The following is a 19,060-nucleotide window of genomic DNA, read 5'->3' on the forward strand; positions in this document are numbered from 1 at the left end:
AGTCATGTCGGATTTCCCCTATAGTGACTGTAGGACGGACAGGAAGGAGAGCGACGATGGTCGCCAAGACCGAACTTCGCCAGACGGAAGCGTTGAAGGTGATGGACCCGATCTGGAACAGCCTGCGTGAGGAAGCCCGCGTGGCGGCCGAGCAGGACCCGATGCTTGCGGCCTTCCTCTATTCCACGGTGGTCAATCAGCACTCGCTCGAAGAAAGCGTGATCTATCGCATCTGCGAGAGGTTGGATCATCCCGACCTCCAGGCGAACCTCCTGCGGCAGACCTTCTCGGAGATGCTCGAGGATTGGCCGGAATGGGGCGCCATTCTGCGCGTCGATATCCAGGCGGTCTATGACCGCGATCCCGCCTGCACCCGCTTCATCGAGCCGGTGCTCTATTTCAAGGGGTTCCACGCCATCCAGACGCACCGCCTGGCCCATTGGCTCTTGAAGCGCGGCCGCAAGGACTTCGCGTTCTATCTGCAGAGCCGTTCGTCGAGCGTCTTCCAGACGGACATCAACCCGGCCGCCCGCATTGGCCGCGGCATCTTCCTTGACCACGCCACCGGTCTTGTCGTCGGCGAGACGGCCGTGATCGGCGACAATGTCTCTATCCTGCACGGCGTGACGCTCGGTGGCACGGGCAAGGAAGGCAGCGATCGCCATCCCAAGATCGCCGATGGGGTCCTGATCGGCGCCGGCGCCAAGATCCTCGGCAATATCCATATCGGCCATTGCTCGCGTGTCGCCGCTGGCTCGGTCGTTTTGAAACCGGTACCGCCGAAGTCGACCGTTGCAGGCGTGCCGGCGAAGGTGGTGGGCGAGGCCGGTTGCTCCGAGCCGTCGCGTCAGATGGACCAGATCCTGAGCAGCTTCGATATCTGAACATACGGGAACCGTGCGTAAGCCTCTTTCGAGGGGTTTACACCCGGCGATGCAGCGTGCGAGAAGCGCCGCACAGATAAACGGCTACGGAGACGTGTTTTGAAGCCCGAAGAAATCCGCAAGCTTGAAGCCTATTTCAAGCGCACCTTCAACCAGCAGATGGTCGTCAAGGCTCGCCCGAAGAAGGACGAGTCCGCTGAGGTCTATCTCGGTGACGAGTTCCTCGGTGTCGTTTTCCGCGATGAGGAAGATGGCGAGCTTTCCTACAACTTCTCCATGGCGATCCTCGACATCGACCTCTAAGTCCTGACGACGGACGACAAAGTAGCGAGCCCCGAAAATCCCTGCGATTTTTGGGGCTTATTGTTTCTGGTGAAGCCTTGATGTCGCTTTGGGCAATTGCTCGCGGCCTTCATCTTCTGTCTTCGGTAAAGATCGAAGGAAATTTTACGCTCGACGGCATTTCTTCATCAAGTTGTTGCATCCGTTGTATTTTATTGCATTGCACACTCGTCTTGACTTTTTGTGCGGTGCACATAAACTGAAGCCTCCAGATCAGGCCGTCACTAAGGAGACACCCGATGTTCAACTTCGATGATGCAAACAAGAAGAGCAAAGAAGCCATTGACGTGGCTGTAAAGAGCTATTCCGCTTGGACCAAGGGTCTCCAGGCTATCGCGACTGAAGCTGCCGACTATTCCAAGAAGTCCTTCGAAGAAGGCGTTGCGCACGTTGAGAAGCTGTCGGCCACCAAGAGTGTCGAAGCTGTTTTCGAACTGCAGACCAACTACATCAAGTCGAGCTACGAAGGCTTCGTCGCCGAGGCTACGAAGATCGGCGAAATGTACGCTGATCTCGCCAAGGATGCTTACAAGCCCTACGAAGCGCCGGTTGCCAAGGCAACGGCAGCAGTGAAGGCCGCCGCTGCCGCCGCCTGATCGCCGAGCACGGAACAAGTTTCTCGAGGGCCGGTCGCAGCGATTGCGACCGGCCCTTTTGTTTTCCCGCTTTTGCTGTGAGCGGCCCGAAGAAAGTTGATCAATCTTGCGCGCGGTCGTGCGATTATGATTGCAGTGCGTTGGTTCGGTCTTAAAATCTGAAAACGAACCATTAGATAAAGGGCAAGCACGCTGCGGCCGTATTCAATGGGGTCGCTGCTGTACAAGGAACTGACAAGAATGATCGCCATGCCGGTCCGGATGCAGCAAGGTAGCGATGACGAGGGAAACGGCAACAACCGCAGCACGTCCGTCATCACGCGTACCAAGCCGAAGACCAAAAAGCCAAGTTTGTATCGTGTTCTGCTTTTGAATGACGATTACACGCCGATGGAGTTTGTCATCCATATTCTGGAGCGCTTCTTTCAGAAGGACCCGGAAGAGGCGACCCGTATCATGCTCCACGTCCACAATCACGGCGTCGGAGAGTGCGGCGTCTTCACCTATGAGGTCGCCGAAACCAAGGTGACGCAGGTGATGGATTTTGCCCGGCAGCATCAGCATCCGTTGCAATGCGTCATGGAAAAGAAATGAGGAACTAACGTGCCAACATTTTCGCCCAGCCTCGAAAAGGCGCTGCACCAGGCACTGACTTTTGCCAACGAGCGCCATCATGAATACGCCACGCTCGAGCATCTGCTTTTGGCATTGATCGACGATGCCGACGCGGCCGCCGTGATGGGCGCCTGCAACGTCAATCTCGAGACGCTGCGCAAGACCGTGACGGATTATGTCGACAACGAGCTTTCCAACCTCGTGACCGGCTACGATGAGGACTCCAAGCCGACGGCGGGGTTCCAGCGTGTCATCCAGCGCGCGGTTATCCACGTCCAGTCGTCCGGCCGCGAGGAAGTGACCGGCGCCAACGTGCTGGTTGCCATCTTCGCCGAGCGTGAGAGCCATGCTGCCTATTTCCTGCAGGAGCAGGAGATGACGCGTTACGACGCCGTCAACTTCATTTCGCACGGTATCGGCAAGCGCCCCGGCAGTTCCGAGTCCCGGCCGGTACGCGGCGCCGACGATCACGAATCCGAGCAGAAGCCTTCGCGCGACACCGAGGAAAACGGCCCCAAGAAGCAGCAGGACGCTCTGACTGCCTATTGCGTCAACCTCAATGAAAAGGCGAAGTCCGGCAAGATCGACCCGTTGATCGGGCGCCACGCCGAGGTGAACCGCACCATCCAGGTGCTGTGCCGCCGTTCCAAGAACAATCCGCTCTATGTGGGCGACCCCGGCGTCGGCAAGACGGCGATCGCCGAAGGCCTTGCCAAGCGGATCGTCGAAAAGAAGGTACCGGAGGCGCTGCAGGATGCGACGATCTTCTCGCTGGACATGGGCACCTTGCTCGCCGGCACGCGTTACCGCGGCGATTTCGAGGAGCGCCTGAAGCAGGTCGTCAAGGAACTGGAGGACTATCCGGGCGCCGTGCTCTTCATCGACGAGATCCACACCGTGATCGGTGCTGGCGCCACGTCCGGTGGCGCGATGGATGCGTCCAACCTGCTGAAGCCGGCGCTGTCTTCCGGCGCGATCCGTTGCATCGGTTCGACGACTTACAAGGAATACCGTCAGTTCTTCGAGAAGGACCGGGCGCTCGTCCGCCGCTTCCAGAAGATCGACGTGAACGAGCCGACGATTGCCGATGCGATCGAGATCATGAAGGGGCTGAAGCCCTACTTCGAGGAATATCATCACCTGAAATACTCGAACGAGGCGATCAAGGCGGCTGTCGAGCTCTCGGCCCGTTACATCAACGACCGCAAGCTGCCCGACAAGGCGATCGACGTGATCGACGAGTCCGGCGCGGCGCAGATGCTGCTGCCCGCCGGCAAGCGCCGTAAGCTGATCACCGAGAAGGAGATCGAAGCGACGATCGCGACGATGGCGCGCATCCCGCCGAAAACCGTCTCCAAGGACGACGAGGCAGTGCTTGCCAATCTCGAGAAGGAGCTGCGCTCGGTCGTCTATGGCCAGGATCTGGCGATCGAAGCACTCGCTTCGTCGATCAAGCTGGCGCGTGCCGGCCTGCGGGAACCGAACAAGCCGATCGGCTGCTACGTCTTCTCCGGCCCGACCGGCGTCGGCAAGACGGAAGTTGCCAAGCAGCTTGCGACCTCGCTCGGCGTCGAGCTTCTGCGCTTCGACATGTCGGAATACATGGAGCGGCACACGGTTTCGCGCCTGCTCGGTGCACCTCCCGGCTATGTCGGCTTCGACCAGGGCGGCCTGTTGACCGATGGCGTCGACCAGCATCCGCATTGCGTGCTGTTGCTCGACGAGATCGAGAAGGCGCATCCGGACCTGTTCAACATCCTGTTGCAGGTCATGGATCACGGTTCGCTGACCGATCATAACGGCAAGAAGATCGATTTCCGCAACGTCATCCTGATCATGACGACCAATGCCGGCGCATCGGAAATGGCCCGGGCCGCCATCGGCTTCGGTTCTTCCAAGCGCACGGGTGAGGATGAAGAGGCGCTGAACCGCCTGTTCACGCCGGAATTCCGCAACCGTCTGGACGCGGTGATTCCGTTCGCCTCGCTGCCGACCCCGGTTATCCACCAGGTGGTGCAGAAGTTTGTCATGCAGCTGGAGACCCAGCTTGCCGAGCGCAACGTAACCTTCGACCTTGCACCCGAGGCGATCGCCTGGCTTGCCGAGAAGGGCTACGACGAGAAGATGGGGGCCCGGCCTCTGGCTCGTGTCATCCAGGAAAACGTCAAGAAGCCGCTCGCCGATGAAATCCTCTTCGGCAAGCTGAAGAAGGGCGGCGTCGTCAAGGTGACGATCGGCACCAAGGCCGATGGCACCAAGGGCTTGCTGCTGGATGCCGTTCCCGAAACTACGCCGATCAAGCCGAAGGCGGAGGTTTCCCGTCCGGCGATGAAGACGACAAAGCCGAAGAAGGCCGAGGACAAGGAAGAAGTGGGCGCCGAGCCTGCGTCGAAGTCCAAGCCGAAGAAGGCTGCCGCCAAGGCGTCGTCGGGTGGCGACGCTGGGGCCAGCGACGCGGCTCCGAGAAAGGGCCGCACGGTGCCGAAGGTGCCGCGCAAGAAATAGGCGCTTGCAAGAAATGTTCGACGGTGCCGGATGCAAACCATCCGGCACCGTTTCTCTGAGTCAAAGACAGTCCGGAAGTGCCGATGAATAGGGAAGAAGACGAGCAATCTTCGCTCGCCTGGTTCGGGAAGGGTATGCGCGGCATCTTCAGCCTGCCGGCCTTCATCCTGATGCTGTCCTTCGTCGGCTTCTGCTCGCTGACGGCGCAGGCCGGAATTCCGGTGCAGCAGGTCGTCTTCATGACCGGCATCGTCTGGGCGCTTCCGGCCAAGGTTATCCTTGTCGGCTCGATGATGAGCGGCGCAAACCTTGCTGCCGCGTTCCTGGCGGTTTCGCTGTCGTCCGTTCGTCTGATGCCGATGGTTGCGGCGCTCGTTCCGGAACTGCGCACGTCGCGAACGCCAACATGGCTGCTCCTCGTCCTGTCGCACTTCATCGCGATCACCGCCTGGGTGTTCGCAATGGAGAAGGTGCCGAAGGTGCCGCGCGGGCGGCGCGCCGCCTTCTTTGCCGGCTTCGGCATCACGCTCGTCGCGACAAACATGTTGCTGGTCGCCGTCGTCTACCACTTCGTCGCGGACTTCCCGCCGATCGTCGCCGGCTGCCTCTTCTTCCTGACACCCGTCTATTTCCTCGCATCGATATGGCATTCAGCGCGCCATCCCGTCGTCTACGTCGCGCTCCTGTTCGGCCTCGCCGGCGGGCCGCTGTTCTACTGGCTGTTTCCGGAATTCGATATCCTGATTGCCGGCCTTGGTGGCGGCACGCTCGCCTGGTTGGTCGAGCGCCTTTGGCGCCAACGCAAGGAGGTAGGCGCATGACGTGGCAGGACGGTTGGTGGCCCTATGCCTTCATCGCGATCGCCGGCTGGCTGGCAACCGACATCTGGCGCTGGCTGGGCGTTGTTGCCGGCAACAAGCTGCGCGATGATTCCGAGGCGCTGAACTGGGTGAGGGCGGTCGCGACCGCTCTTGTCGCCGCGGTCATCGCCAAGCTCGTCCTCTATCCGACGGGTGTGCTCGAGCAATCCCCACTCTGGCTGCGCACGGGGGCCGTTGCGCTTGGGGCCGTGGCTTTCTTTCTCTTCGGCCGAAAGCCGGCGATCGGGATAGCGACCGCCATCGCCGGGCTTGCGTCGGGGCTCTGGTTGCTCGGTTTCTGAGCGCTCATCTTCGCCGCAGGCCGGTGCCGCAAGAAGACCATCCGCCGAGCAAGGAAGCCGTCTCGGCGGAACAACAACTCAGGAAGAGATTGAAGGCGCGATCAGAGCGCCTGCCGAACCTTTTCAGCATTGGCCGCCAGCACGGCGCCGTCTTCCATCGTACCGGAATGCGGCTTCAGCGGCACGCCAGCGCGCCGCGGAATAACATGGAAGTGCAGGTGGAAAACCGATTGGCCGGCCGGTGCCTCGTTGAACTGCATGACCGTGACGCCGTCCGCCTCGAAGGCCTCTTTCGCTGCGACCGCCAGTTTCTGCACGGTGGCAATCAGCGTTGGCAGCGTCGCCGGATCGGCATCGAGCAGGTTGCGCGAGGGCGCCTTCGGAACGACGAGCAAATGGCCTTCGGCCTGCGGCATGACATCCATGAACGCGATCGTCGCATCGTCCTCGTAGACGCGATGCGAAGGAATTTCGCCGCGCAGGATCTTGGCGAAGATGTTGTTGTCGTCATAGCTCATTGTCGTTCCTCGTGAATTGGCGCAGGCCGACCCTCGCCGAAGCGGTCTAGTCGTCTTGCCGCTCACCTTTGCGGAAAGGTCCGTGTTCTGCAAGAATCTCGCCCGTTTCCTCCACATCCCTGCGCTCGCGGTCAAGATAGTCGGCGACCGCGCGGGCAAGCCCTGGATGGGTGATGAAATGCGCCGAATGGGTGATGACGGGCATATAGCCTCGCGCGAGCTTGTGTTCGCCCTGGGCACCGGCCTCGACCCGCTTCAAGCCCTTGGCGATCGCGAAGTCGATCGCCTGGTGGTAGCAGACTTCGAAATGCAGGAACGGATGGTCCTCGATGCAGCCCCAGTGACGGCCGTAGAGTGCGTCACCACCGATGAAGTTGATCGCGCCGGCAATGTAGCGGCCGTTGCGGCGTGCCATCACCAGCAGAATATCGTCGGCCATGCGCTCGCCGATCAGCGAATAAAAGGCGCGTGTCAGATAGGGACGACCCCACTTGCGGCCGCCGGTGTCCATGTAGAAGGCGAAGAACTGGTCCCAGATCGCTTCCGTCAGGTCGCGGCCTGTCAGCCAGTCGATCGAGATGCCGTTCTCGAGTGCAGCCCTGCGTTCCTTCTTCAGTGCCTTGCGCTTGCGCGAGGCAAGGGTCTCCAGGAAATCGGCGTGCGATCCGTAACCCTCGTTGGAGAAATGGAACTGCTGGTCGGTGCGGTGCAGGAAGCCGGCACGCTCGAGGGCAGACATCTCGGCTTCCGGCACGAAGGTGACATGCGCCGACGAGACATCGTGCCTGCGCGCAAGCTCCTTCAAGCCCGCGGCAAGTGCATCCTGCACCGCCCGCGCGTTCTCACCCGGCGCCGTAAGCAGCCTCGGTCCGGTGGCCGGCGTGAAGGGGATGGAGCTTTGCAGCTTCGGATAGTAGCGCCCGCCGGCCCGCTCAAACGCGTCGGCCCAGCCGTGGTCAAAGACATATTCGCCCTGGCTGTGGTTCTTCAGATAACAGACGAGGCCGCCACGCAGATGGCCGTCCGATCCTTCGAGAAGTAGGTGCTGGCCGAGCCAGCCGGTCTTGGCGGTTGCCGATCCGGATTCTTCAAGAGCGGAGAGATAGGCATGCGAGAGGAAGGGGTTGTAGACGCCGTCGGGATGCTCCTTCGACGCACCGGAAAGCACGTTCCAACGTGCTGCCGGCACATCGGCGAAGGACTGGGCTATACGGATGGTGACGGCGTCTGACATCAGTTCAGGAAACCAGGGCCTCCCGCGGGTCGAAACCCTCGAAGGTCATTTGGTCCGCGTGGGCGTAAGTGTAAGCCTCGGCCTGCCGGTCGCGCACGGTCCAGGTGATGATCGTCTTGCCGAGTGTCCGCTCCTTGGTGATGAACGAATTCGGCAGGTGGCCGTAGTGATAGGAGATGAAATCGAGCCCGAGCTGCATCGCTTCCTCGTGCACGAAGAAGGTTTCGGGATTGGCGCCTTCTGCGGTCAGGCCGAGCGGGTAGGGTGCGTCGAGCGCCTTCAGATCCTTGAGCAGCCAGTGATCGAAGCTCATCAGAGCGACGTGCCCCTTGTATCCTTCGAGGGTCTCCAGAACGGCGGCGGCAAAGCCTTCGTCGTCGCCCTTGCGGCCCTTGAGTTCGATGATGAGGGGAACCTTGCCGTCGACCAGCCGCAGCATCTGCGTCAGGGTCGGCACCTTGTCTTTCGTCCCGCCAATCGCCATCAGCCCGAGCTCGCCGGCGGTGCGTGAGCGAACGTCGCCCTTGATACCGCAGAGGCGCTGCGTGTCGTCGTCATGGAAGACGACCGGGATGCTGTCGGCGGTGTATTGCAGGTCGCACTCGATCGCAAAACCCGCCTCGACCGCGCGGGAGAATGCCGAGAGCGTATTCTCCCACACTTGCCTGTTCATGTCGTGATAGCCGCGATGGGCGATTGGTTGGGCCTTCAGCCACGAAATATCAGCCATACCGGGCACCCTGATCAGGCGATCTCGATGACCGCGTCGATTTCGACGGCGGCATTGAAGGGGAGCGAGGCCATGCCGACCGCGGCGCGGGCGTGCTTGCCGGCTTCGCCGAGCACGCCGGCCAACAGATTGGAAGCGCCGTTGATGACCAGATGCTGCTCGGTGAATTCCGGCGTCGAGGCGACGAAGCCGTTGATCTTTACGAGACGACGGATGCGGCCGAGGTCGCCGCCGAGCGCGGATTTTGCCTGTGCGAGGATGTTGATCGAGCAGAGTTCGGCGGCGCGCTGTGCGCGGGCGACGTCGACATCCTTGCCGACAATGCCCGTCACCGCGACCTTGCCGTCCTCCATCGGAAGCTGCCCGGAGATGTACAGCATGGAGCCGCTGATCACGTACGGCACATAGTTCGCGACCGGGGTCGCAGCCTGGGGAAGGGTGACGCCGAGGTCCTTGAGGCGCGTTTCGATCTCTGCGGACATGGAAAGCTCCATTGTTGTCTTTTGTGTTAAAATCCTGCATTCAGGCCGGATCGCGGCGGGGGGCCGGCTTTTCCTGCAATCACCGCCTCGCTTCTGCCGAACGCTTGTTTATAGCATTGCCGGCGAGTCCAACAGGAGGAAACGGATGTTTCATAAAGGCTTCGGTCTCGTCACACTGGGCAGCGTTTGTTTCGCCGTCATGACGGCGTCGGGCGCGACGGCGGCGAGTGCGAACATCCTCGTACCGCATCGCGCCGTCTATGATCTTGAACTCAAGGATGCGTCGGATCGTTCGGGCATTGCCGGAATGTATGGTCGTATGGTCTATGAATTCAATGGCTCCGCCTGCGAGGGCTATACGGTCAGCTTCCGCTTCGTGACCCAGGTCGACACCGGCGAGGAAGTGCGTCTCACCGACCAGCAGACGACCACCTATGAGGACCTGAAGAGCGGCAACTTCCGCTTCCTGACACGTTCCTTCACGGACGAGAAACTGGATAAGGAAGTGCGCGGCACCGCGCACGAGGAAAAGGCCGGCGTCAAGGTCGAGTTGACTGCGCCCGACAAGCGTGAGGTGGAACTCGCGGCCAGCCGGTTCCCGACCGCCCACATGATGGAAGTCATCTCGCGGGCGAAAAAGGGAGAAAGCCTGTTCGAGGCGCGCATCTTCGACGGTTCCGACTCCGGCGACAAGACGTTGATCACCTCGACCTTCGTGGGCAAAGCGCGCAAGCCCACCGCCGACGAGCCGGATGCGGGCAAGGCCGGCAAGTTCGGCAGCGAAAGCTATTGGCCGGTGACGATCTCCTATTTCAACGACGACAAGAGCGGCGATGCACTGCCGATCTACCGCATGTCGTTCAAGCTCTATGAAAACGGGATCACCCGCGACCTGACGATGGACTACGGCGATTTTGTCCTCAGCGGAAAGCTCGCCGACCTCGAAGTCTTCAATTCCGAGGACTGCAAATAGGCGATCCTGCCAAAAAGCGGCTTTCGCGTCTTGATTTCTCGGGCAGTTGAGGTTAAGGGGCTGCCCATTCCACACGTGAAGCATGGGATGTTCCGGGAGAAATCCGGATCGTTCCGCCGGTGGGCCGGTCTAAAGACCATGCTCGACGCTTCGCGGAGGTTCAACCGGAAAAGGAGAAAAAGGCATGGCATTGCCTGATTTTAGCATGCGTCAGCTTCTGGAAGCTGGCGTTCACTTCGGCCACCAGACGCACCGCTGGAACCCGAAGATGAAGCCGTACATTTTCGGCGATCGTAACAACGTTCACATCATCGACCTCGCTCAGACCGTACCGATGCTGTCGCGCGCCCTGCAGGTCGTTAGCGACACCGTTGCCAACGGCGGCCGCGTTCTGTTCGTCGGCACCAAGCGCCAGGCTTCGGAAATCATCGCTGACGCTGCCAAGCGTTCGGCCCAGTACTACGTCAACGCTCGCTGGCTCGGCGGCATGATGACGAACTGGAAGACGATTTCGAACTCGATCCAGCGCCTGCGCAAGCTCGACGAAATCCTCGCTTCGGAAGCTTCGGGCTTCACCAAGAAGGAACGCCTGAACCTCGAGCGCGAACGCGAAAAGCTGAACCGCGCACTCGGCGGTATCCGCGACATGGGCGGCACCCCGGACCTGATGTTCATCATCGACACCAACAAGGAATCGATCGCGATCGACGAAGCCAAGCGCCTCGGCATCCCGGTCGTCGCCGTCATCGACTCGAACTGCGATCCGGACCAGATCGACTATCCGATCCCGGGCAACGACGACGCTTCGCGCGCCATCGCTCTCTACTGCGACCTCATCGCTCGCGCTGCCATCGACGGCATCGCACGCCAGCAGGGCGCAGCAGGCCGTGACCTCGGCGCCTCTGCCGAAGTTCCGGTCGAGCCGGCGCTCGACGAGGCCACCGACGCCTGATCGGGCCCTGGCGGCAGATAACCTCTGTCGCCCCCAATGAAATGTCGGGACGAGGCCGTTTGTGATGAAAGTCTGAACGGCCTTGTTCTTTTAAGCCGGGGATGGCGCCGATCCGTTCGGATCTTCGGATCCGAGCAACATCAGCGTGATGCATTCATCACGGTGTCACATCGAAAAGCCATTCCCTGCCAAACCTCCTGGCATCGCGCCATGCGCGGGTACGCCCCGCCAAACAGACAAAGAGGCAAAAAAGATGACTGTGACTGCAGCAATGGTGAAGGAACTGCGCGAAAAGAGCGGCGCAGGCATGATGGATTGCAAGAAGGCACTTGCTGAAACCAACGGCGACATGGAAGCAGCGATCGACTGGCTGCGCGCCAAGGGTATCGCGAAGGCCGACAAGAAGTCGGGTCGTACGGCTGCCGAAGGCCTCGTCGGCATCGTCAGCGGCGGCGCGAAGGCCGTCGTCGTCGAAATCAACTCCGAAACCGACTTCGTTGCCCGTAACGAAGCCTTCCAGGAACTCGTTCGCGGCGTTGCCAACGTAGCGCTCGGCACCGACGGCACGGTTGAAGCTATTGCAGCCGCAAACTACCCGGCGACCGGCAAGTCTGTCGACGAATCGATCAAGGACGCGATTGCCACGATCGGCGAGAACATGACGCTGCGTCGCGCAGCTCTGCTTAAGGTCGAAGACGGCGTTGTCGCAACCTACATCCACAACGCTGCCGGCGACGGCATCGGCAAGCTCGGCGTTCTCGTCGCGCTGAAGTCGGTCGGCGACAAGGAAGTGCTGTACTCGGTCGGCCGCCAGGTTGCCATGCACATCGCTGCGACCAATCCGCTGGCGATCCGCGCTGAAGAAGTCGACGCTGCTGTCGCCGAGCGCGAGCGCAACGTCTTCATCGAGCAGTCGCGCGCTTCGGGCAAGCCGGACAACATCATCGAAAAGATGGTCGAAGGCCGCATGCGCAAGTTCTTCGAAGAAGTCGCTCTGCTGTCGCAGGCCTTCGTCATGAACCCGGAAATCACCGTCGGTCAGGCCGTCAAGGACGCTGAAAAGCTTGCTGGCGCACCGATCGAAGTGACCGGCATGGCTCGCCTGCTGCTCGGCGAAGGCGTCGAGAAGGAAGAGTCCGACTTCGCCGCAGAAGTTGCGGCCGTCGCCAAGGGCTGATTTCTTCACCCATATTGGGAAAACCTCGGGGCATCGCGTGACAACGCGGTGCCCTTCGTGTATCGGGCTTCGTCAATGCGCCGGACCCGCCGGAAATTATTCCGCGGCGGTTGAAACCGGAGAGCGCAATATGTCCTTATGCGCTGTGCGCCGCCTTCGTGCGCACGCGCACCGATCTGATCAGGAGCGATGATGCCGGCCGAGCCAATCTACAAGCGTGTTCTCCTCAAAGCCTCCGGTGAAGCCCTGATGGGCAGCCAAGGCTTCGGTATCGACGTGGCGGTCGCCGATCGCATCGCCGCCGACATCGCCGAAGCGCGCGCCATGGGCGTCGAAGTCGGTGTCGTCGTCGGTGGCGGCAACATCTTCCGCGGCGTCGCAGTGGCCTCCAAGGGTGGAGACCGGGTGACCGGCGACCACATGGGCATGCTGGCAACGGTCATCAACGCGCTGGCGCTGGCAACCTCGCTGCGCAAGCTGGACATCGACACGGTCGTGCTTTCGGCGATCGCGATGCCGGAGATCTGCGAGAGCTTCTCGCAGCGCGCAACGCTTCATCATCTTTCGCTCGGCCGCGTCGTGATCTTCGCCGGCGGCACCGGCAACCCCTTCTTTACGACGGACTCGGCGGCGGCGCTGCGCGCGGCGGAAATGGGTGCTCAGGCCATTTTCAAGGGCACCCAGGTCGATGGTATCTATTCTGCCGATCCGAAGAAGGATCCGACCGCAACCCGTTTCGATCGCTTGACCCACAGCGAGGTCCTTGAAAAGGGCCTGGCCGTCATGGATGTTGCCGCCGTCGCGCTGGCACGCGAAAATACCATTCCGATCGTCGTCTTCTCGATCCACGAAAAGGGTGGTTTCGCGGAAATCTTGACCGGCGGCGGTCGTGCGACCATCGTCACAGACAACTAAGTACGCCGCAGAACGGCCCTCGGGCCGGCGAATGATAGAACGGGAGTTTCGACCATGAGTGAAGGTGTTGAACTGAAGGAACTGAAGCGTCGCATGGACGGCGCCATTTCCGCATTCAAGAGCGATATTGCATCGCTTCGTACCGGCCGGGCGTCGGCGAACGTTCTCGATCCGGTGACCGTTGAAGCCTACGGCTCGCGCGTGCCGCTCAACCAGGTTGCCAACATCACCGTTCCAGAGCCGCGCATGCTGTCCGTTTCGGTCTGGGACAAGCAGATGGTTGGCGCCGTCGATCGCGGCATTCGCGAATCGAACCTCGGCCTTAATCCGATCATCGACGGCCAGAACCTGCGCATTCCGTTGCCCGAGCTCAACGAAGAGCGCCGCAAGTCGCTGGTCAAGGTGGCCCACGACTACGCTGAAAAAGCCAAGGTAGCCGTACGCCACGTGCGTCGCGACGGTATGGATGACCTGAAAAAAGCCGAAAAGGATGGCGAAATCGGTCAGGATATCAGCCGTTCTCAGTCCGAGCGCGTGCAAAAGATGACCGACGAAACGATTTCCGAGATCGACCGCTTGCTCGCCGAGAAGGAAAAGGAAATCATGCAGGTCTGATCTGCTCGTGATCTGAGTCTCCTTTCGCGGACGCCTTATGCAAAACCTCGTCTCCACGACCGTTCCTGAACATGTTGCCATCATCATGGATGGCAACGGACGTTGGGCGAACGCGCGTGGGCTACCGCGCACCATGGGACATCGCAAAGGCGTCGAGACCGTTCGCGATGCCGTCAAGACGGCGGCCCAACTGGGTATTCGCTATCTGACGCTTTTTGCGTTTTCCTCGGAAAACTGGAGCCGGCCGGAGCCGGAGGTGAGCGACCTCATGGGGCTGCTCAAGACCTTCATCCGCCGGGATCTCGCCGACCTGCACCGCGAGAATGTCCGCATCCGTGTCATTGGCGACCGCTCGAATCTGCGCGGCGACATCCTGCCGTTGTTGATCGAGGCCGAGGAGACGACGCGGGCGAATACCGGAATTACCCTGGTTATCGCCTTCAATTACGGCGCGCGGGACGAGTTGAGCCGAGCGATGCGTCGCCTCGCCGTCGATGTCGCCGAAGGGCGCCTGCGCCCAGAGGACATCAACCAGGAACGCATTGCGGCCGCGCTGGACACCGCCGATATACCTGATCCGGACCTCATCATCCGTACGAGCGGCGAAGAGCGTTTGTCGAATTTCCTGCTCTGGCAGGGCGCCTATTCCGAACTGATCTTCGTTCCCGAACTGTGGCCCGACTTCACACGCGAGATCTTCCTGGCGGCTCTGGAGAAGTATGCTTGCCGGGAGCGCCGTTTCGGCGGATTGGTCGAGCCGACGCGGGCGGTTGGTTCCTGATGCAAACTGAACTCAAGCTTCGCATCGCTTCGGGAGTGGTGCTCGCAGCGGTCGCTCTCGCTGCGACTTGGTTCGGCGGGCTCGCTTTCCAGTTCCTTTCCGTCCTGATCGCGCTTCTCGTCTACTACGAGTGGTCGACGATCACCGGCCTTGTTGAGCGCGATTTCCAGGGCAATGCCTTTGGTTGGCTTTCCATGGCGGTGATCGCAGGTCTCGTTGTCACCGGCTACATCGGCTACAGCCTTCCCGTCCTGGCGTTCGGCATCGGCGCCGCATTGCTTTGGGTCCTTGTTCAAAAGACGAGCTGGTGGCTGCCCGGGGGAATTGCCTACGCGGGTCTCACCGGCATCTCGCTGGCCGCGCTGCGTGGCGCCGACGATCTCGGCCTGATCGCAACCTTGTTCGTCTTTGCGGTGGTCTGGGCAACCGATATTTTCGCCTATTTCACCGGCCGTGCGATCGGTGGCCCGAAGCTCGCGCCGCGCATATCGCCCGGCAAGACCTGGTCGGGCGCCATCGGTGGCACGATTTGTGGCATCCTCGCCGGTGTTGCCGTTTTTATGGCATACTTTTCGCTGCAAGATCTTCGGATCCCGATCATTGCCCTGGTGCTTTCGGTTGCCAGCCAGGTTGGGGATTTGTTCGAATCCTTCATCAAGCGGCGCTTTGGCGTGAAGGATTCGAGTCGTCTCATTCCGGGGCACGGCGGAGTCATGGATCGAGTCGACGGTTTGATATTCGCCTGCGTCGCGGCGTTGATTCTGGTCATGATTCAGTATTTCGTCAGCGACGGGCGCCAGATCGCCTTCGGTTCGGTCCTGCTCGGCCCCTGATGCCGACCGCAGGGACTTGAGGAACGTTCATGACCTATCTGCTTGATGCCTTTCAGCTTCTGACCGGCTATATCATCCCCTTCCTTCTCGTGCTGACCTTGCTGGTATTCGTACACGAGATGGGGCACTACCTCGTTGGCCGCTGGTCGGGAATACGTATCCTTGCCTTTTCGATCGGCTTCGGTCCCGAACTGGTCGGCTGGACCGATCGGCGCGGGACACGCTGGAAATTGTCGGTGATCCCGCTCGGCGGCTACGTCAAGTTCTTCGGCGACGAGGACGCGGCGAGCGTGCCGGACTATAAGCGCCTGGAAGCGATCGCGCCGGAAGAGCGCGGCAAGACCTTTGTTGGCGCCAAGCTCTGGAAGCGGGCGGCCACCGTTGCCGCAGGACCGATCGCCAACTTCATCCTCGCGATTGCGATCTTCGCCGTTCTGTTCTCCGTTTATGGCCGCCAGGTCGCCGATCCGGTGGTGGCGCGGGTGAACGAAAACAGCGCAGCCGCGCAGGCGGGCGTTATCCCGGGCGACCGGCTGATCTCGATCGACGGCACGCCCGTGACGACCTTCGATGACGTTCGCCGCTATGTCAGCGTTCGGCCCGAACTGAAGATCACGATTCGAATCGAGCGCAATGGCGCGATACTCGATCTGCCGATGGTGCCTCAGCGGACGGAGCTCGCCGACCAGTTCGGCAACAAGATGGAGATTGGCATCATCGGCATCCTGACCGACCAGGAAGCCGGCAATTTCCGCACCGTCACCTATGGCCCGATCGAGGCCGTGGGGCAGGGCGTCCTGCAAAGCTGGCACGTGATCACGGGCACCTTCGACTACCTTGGCAATGTGCTGACCGGACGGATGAAAGCGGACCAGATCGGTGGTCCGATCCGCGTCGCCAAGGTTTCCGGACAGATGGCGACGCTCGGTATTCCATTCCTGCTGAATATCGCTGCAATCCTGTCAGTTTCCATAGGATTGCTTAACCTCATGCCCGTGCCAGTGCTTGATGGCGGCCATTTGATGTTCTATGCGGTTGAGGCCTTGCGCGGGAAGCCTGTCGGCCCTGCCGCGCAGGATGTCGCCTATCGGATCGGCTTTGCCATGGTGCTTATGCTCATGGTCTTTGCCACCTGGAACGACATATCGATGTTCTTCGGCTAACGTTCGGTCGGGGAAACGGCGAGGGGAATTCGGCGGGCACTGTGAACGAATGGTTTTCAACGGCTTGCGAAGAAAGGTTTTGTTTACGATAACTCGAGGCTGTAGTGGCCGTTAAGCCACGGTTCGAATTGAAGTAAACAGAAATTAACGAGCTAGCTTGCTTGTATGGGAAAAGCGGTTAAAACGGCAACCGTGACCGGAGTCGGCACGAAACTGCCGCGCGACGTTTGGAAAAGGTAAGATTTGAACATGAAAGCTGGTTCAAGGTTTTTGAACGCGGTGTCGGCGGCTGCGCTGTCAACAAGCATTGTTGTTTCCGGCGCTGGTGTTGGGTTGCTCGCAGGCACGTCTGTCGCAGAAGCTGCGGTCATCAATCGTGTCGAAGTGCGCGGGGCAACGCGCGTCAGCGCTGAGACGGTCCGCGCGAACATCACGATCGTCCCGGGCAAGGCCTTCAGCAACACTGACATCGACGCTTCCGTGAAGCGGCTCTATGCCACCGGCTACTTCTCCGACGTCAGCATCAACGTCGCCGGCGGTACGCTGGTCGTCAACGTGAGCGAGAACCAGCTGGTCAACCAGGTCGTCTTCAACGGCAACCGCAAGATCAAGGACGACAAGCTGCAAGGCATCGTTCGCACGCAGCCGCTCGGCCCGTACAGCGAAGCGACGGTCGAAACGGACATTCAGGCCATCAAGGACGCCTATGCTGCCATCGGCCGCAGCGACATCACGGTGACGACGCAGGTCGTTCCGGTTGCCGAAGGGCGCGTCAACCTTGCCTTCGTGATCAACGAAGGTGAGCGCACCAAGATCTCCCAGATCAATTTCGTCGGCAACGAAGCCTATAGCGACGGCCGCCTTCAGTCGGTCATCGCGACGAAGGAATCGGGCATCTTCTCGTTCATCACGCGCAAGGACGTCTACAACCCGGACAAGCTTCGCGCCGACGAGGAACTGCTGCGCCAGTTCTACTACAACCGCGGTTATGCGGACTTCCAGGTCGTTTCCTCCGACGCGACGCTCAATGAAGCGACCAACGAGTACACGGTGACGATCACCGTCGAAGAAGGTCCGCGTTATGACTTCGGTGCCGTCAATGTCGAATCGACCGTCGAGGGCATCAATGCCGAAGAGCTGAAGGGTCTCGTCGTGAGCCGTGAAGGCTCGGTCTACAAGGCCAAGGACGTTCAGGCGACGATGAGCGAGATTTCGAAGCGTGTCGCTTCGGCCGGCTATCCTTTTGCGCGCGTCACGCCGCGCGGTAACCGCGACCTCGCCAACCACACGATCGCCGTCGACTACCTCGTCGACCAGGGCGAACGAGCTTACGTCGAGCGCATCGAGATCCGCGGCAACACCCGCACGCGCGACTACGTCATCCGTCGCGAATTCGACATGGGTGAAGGCGATGCCTTCAACCAGGAGATGGTTGCGCGCGCCAAGCGTCGCCTGGAGGCTCTCGGCTACTTCTCGAGCGTCAATATCTCGACTGCACCGGGCAGCGCTGCCGACCGCGTCGTCGTGATCGTCGATGTTCAGGATCAATCGACCGGTTCGTTCGGTATCGGTGCTGGCTACTCCGCCGGCAGTGGTGGCGGCTTCCTGGTCGAGGCGTCGATCGAAGAAAAGAACTTCCTTGGTCGCGGTCAGTATATCCGCGTCGCCGCCGGTCGCGGTGACGAGAGTCGGACCTACAACGTTTCGTTCACCGAGCCGTACTTCCTCGGCTATCGTCTGGCGGCCGGTTTCGACGTCTTCAAGAACGAGAACGACTTCGACGACGAGAACTACAGCTACGAAGATCAGGGCTTCAGCCTGCGCGTAACGGCGCCGATCACCGAAAACCTGTCGACCACGCTGCGCTACAACTTCACGCAGTTCGACTATAGCGGCAACGTCGCGAAGCTGTCGTCGCCCTACGTTCGCGCGGTTGAGGGCGGAAACTGGGTTCGTTCGTCGGTATCGCAGTCGATCACCTACAACACGCTCGACGATGCGCAGCTGCCGCATGACGGTATTCTGGCGACCTTCACGCACGAATTTGCAGGCCTCGGCGGCGACTCCGATTTCTACAAGATGACCGGTAAGGCCAAGTGGTACTACACCGTGAACGACGAGGCGGACATTATCGCGTCGCTCGGTGGTAGCGCCGGTCATGTCTTCGAAACCGGTAGCGATCTCCAGGTCTTCGACCAGTTCCAGCTCGGCTCCAACGATATCCGCGGCTTCGAGCGCAACGGTATCGGCCCGCGCGACAAGGCGACGGGCGATGCGCTTGGCGGCACGACCTACTTCACGGCTTCGGCCGAGGCTACGTTCCCGCTTCCGGGTATCCCGCGTGACAGCGGCTTCCGTGGTGCGGTCTTCGCCGATGCCGGCACGCTTTACAGCAGCAAGGTCACGATGGCGCCGGGCGAAACGGTTGAGGGTAACGACTCCTCGCTGCGCGCATCGGTCGGTATCGGCCTGATCTGGGCTTCGCCGTTCGGTCCGCTGCGTGTCGACTATGCCTGGCCGGTTGCCAAGGAAGACTTCGACCGGGTACAGAACCTGAAGTTCGGTATTTCCTCGTCGTTCTGA

The 19,060-nt window shown here is 60.8% G+C and carries 20 protein-coding genes; 16 read left to right on the top strand and 4 right to left on the bottom strand.

Annotated features, from left to right (window positions below; translation table 11 throughout):
- Positions 1–56 precede the first annotated feature (56 nt).
- From cysE to ACQ5BM_RS24420, 7 genes are all read left to right on the top strand, one after another.
- Positions 57–884, top strand: coding sequence for a serine O-acetyltransferase (gene cysE / locus ACQ5BM_RS24390; RefSeq protein ID WP_429816962.1), 828 nt, complete (start codon positions 57–59; stop codon positions 882–884).
- Positions 885–983: 99 nt separating this feature from the next.
- The gene (locus tag ACQ5BM_RS24395; RefSeq protein WP_034796738.1) at positions 984–1,187 is read left to right on the top strand and encodes a DUF3126 family protein; all 204 of its coding nucleotides are present in this window, start codon (positions 984–986) and stop codon (positions 1,185–1,187) included.
- 278 nt (positions 1,188–1,465) lie between these two features.
- The gene (locus ACQ5BM_RS24400) at positions 1,466–1,822 is read left to right on the top strand and encodes a phasin family protein (protein WP_429816966.1); all 357 of its coding nucleotides are present in this window, start codon (positions 1,466–1,468) and stop codon (positions 1,820–1,822) included.
- A 240-nt stretch (positions 1,823–2,062) separates the two neighbouring features.
- The gene (clpS, locus tag ACQ5BM_RS24405) at positions 2,063–2,416 is read left to right on the top strand and encodes an ATP-dependent Clp protease adapter ClpS (RefSeq protein ID WP_173516377.1); all 354 of its coding nucleotides are present in this window, start codon (positions 2,063–2,065) and stop codon (positions 2,414–2,416) included.
- Positions 2,417–2,425: 9 nt separating this feature from the next.
- The gene (gene clpA, locus ACQ5BM_RS24410; protein ID WP_429816968.1) at positions 2,426–4,942 is read left to right on the top strand and encodes an ATP-dependent Clp protease ATP-binding subunit ClpA; all 2,517 of its coding nucleotides are present in this window, start codon (positions 2,426–2,428) and stop codon (positions 4,940–4,942) included.
- A gap of 83 nt (positions 4,943–5,025) precedes the next feature.
- Complete coding sequence (locus ACQ5BM_RS24415) at positions 5,026–5,763, top strand: AzlC family ABC transporter permease (protein ID WP_429816971.1); 738 nt, start codon at positions 5,026–5,028, stop codon at positions 5,761–5,763.
- Positions 5,760–6,104 carry an AzlD domain-containing protein gene (locus ACQ5BM_RS24420; RefSeq protein WP_429816974.1) on the top strand — a complete coding sequence of 115 codons (345 nt, stop codon included), beginning with the start codon at positions 5,760–5,762 and terminating at the stop codon, positions 6,102–6,104. The genes ACQ5BM_RS24415 and ACQ5BM_RS24420 overlap by 4 nt, the downstream gene beginning before the upstream one ends.
- A gap of 101 nt (positions 6,105–6,205) precedes the next feature.
- On the opposite strand, the gene ACQ5BM_RS24425 is transcribed toward ACQ5BM_RS24420, so the two are convergent.
- Genes ACQ5BM_RS24425 through ACQ5BM_RS24440 form a run of 4 tightly spaced genes read right to left on the bottom strand, consistent with a single transcriptional unit; the run spans position 6,206 to position 9,068 of the window.
- Positions 6,206–6,622, bottom strand: a complete 417-nt coding sequence (locus tag ACQ5BM_RS24425; RefSeq protein ID WP_429816976.1) for an HIT family protein — start codon at positions 6,620–6,622, stop codon at positions 6,206–6,208.
- Between the two features lie 46 nt (positions 6,623–6,668).
- The gene (locus ACQ5BM_RS24430) at positions 6,669–7,856 is read right to left on the bottom strand and encodes a GNAT family N-acetyltransferase (RefSeq protein WP_429816979.1); all 1,188 of its coding nucleotides are present in this window, start codon (positions 7,854–7,856) and stop codon (positions 6,669–6,671) included.
- A gap of 4 nt (positions 7,857–7,860) precedes the next feature.
- Positions 7,861–8,586, bottom strand: a complete 726-nt coding sequence (locus tag ACQ5BM_RS24435; protein ID WP_429816980.1) for a glycerophosphodiester phosphodiesterase — start codon at positions 8,584–8,586, stop codon at positions 7,861–7,863.
- A gap of 14 nt (positions 8,587–8,600) precedes the next feature.
- Positions 8,601–9,068, bottom strand: a complete 468-nt coding sequence (locus tag ACQ5BM_RS24440; protein ID WP_173516384.1) for a RidA family protein — start codon at positions 9,066–9,068, stop codon at positions 8,601–8,603.
- Between the two features lie 145 nt (positions 9,069–9,213).
- Here ACQ5BM_RS24440 and ACQ5BM_RS24445 point away from each other — a divergent pair, with 145 nt between their 5' ends.
- The 9 genes from ACQ5BM_RS24445 to bamA all read left to right on the top strand — a co-directional run bounded on the left by ACQ5BM_RS24445 (position 9,214) and on the right by bamA (position 19,060).
- Positions 9,214–10,041 carry a cell envelope integrity EipB family protein gene (locus ACQ5BM_RS24445; protein ID WP_429816983.1) on the top strand — a complete coding sequence of 276 codons (828 nt, stop codon included), beginning with the start codon at positions 9,214–9,216 and terminating at the stop codon, positions 10,039–10,041.
- Between the two features lie 184 nt (positions 10,042–10,225).
- A complete protein-coding gene (gene rpsB, locus ACQ5BM_RS24450; RefSeq protein ID WP_429816986.1) occupies positions 10,226–10,993 on the top strand; it encodes a 30S ribosomal protein S2 in 768 nt (255 codons plus the stop codon).
- A 253-nt stretch (positions 10,994–11,246) separates the two neighbouring features.
- Positions 11,247–12,170 carry a translation elongation factor Ts gene (gene tsf, locus ACQ5BM_RS24455; RefSeq protein WP_429816987.1) on the top strand — a complete coding sequence of 308 codons (924 nt, stop codon included), beginning with the start codon at positions 11,247–11,249 and terminating at the stop codon, positions 12,168–12,170.
- 192 nt (positions 12,171–12,362) lie between these two features.
- Positions 12,363–13,085 carry a UMP kinase gene (gene pyrH, locus ACQ5BM_RS24460; protein WP_247959054.1) on the top strand — a complete coding sequence of 241 codons (723 nt, stop codon included), beginning with the start codon at positions 12,363–12,365 and terminating at the stop codon, positions 13,083–13,085.
- A 54-nt stretch (positions 13,086–13,139) separates the two neighbouring features.
- Entirely contained in the window at positions 13,140–13,700 is a 561-nt protein-coding gene (gene frr / locus ACQ5BM_RS24465) for a ribosome recycling factor (protein WP_173516389.1), read from the top strand.
- Between the two features lie 37 nt (positions 13,701–13,737).
- Positions 13,738–14,481, top strand: coding sequence for an isoprenyl transferase (locus tag ACQ5BM_RS24470; RefSeq protein ID WP_429816991.1), 744 nt, complete (start codon positions 13,738–13,740; stop codon positions 14,479–14,481).
- Complete coding sequence (locus ACQ5BM_RS24475; RefSeq protein WP_429816994.1) at positions 14,481–15,314, top strand: phosphatidate cytidylyltransferase; 834 nt, start codon at positions 14,481–14,483, stop codon at positions 15,312–15,314. Before ACQ5BM_RS24470 ends, ACQ5BM_RS24475 begins: the two co-directional genes overlap by 1 nt.
- A 29-nt stretch (positions 15,315–15,343) precedes the next feature.
- On the top strand, positions 15,344–16,477 hold the full coding sequence (gene rseP / locus ACQ5BM_RS24480; RefSeq protein ID WP_429816997.1) for an RIP metalloprotease RseP: 1,134 nt from the start codon (positions 15,344–15,346) through the stop codon (positions 16,475–16,477).
- Positions 16,478–16,726: 249 nt separating this feature from the next.
- On the top strand, positions 16,727–19,060 hold the full coding sequence (bamA, locus tag ACQ5BM_RS24485; RefSeq protein ID WP_429816999.1) for an outer membrane protein assembly factor BamA: 2,334 nt from the start codon (positions 16,727–16,729) through the stop codon (positions 19,058–19,060).

The organism is Ensifer sp. B1-9, from assembly GCF_050474445.1.
Classification (GTDB): Bacteria; Pseudomonadota; Alphaproteobacteria; order Rhizobiales; family Rhizobiaceae; genus Ensifer.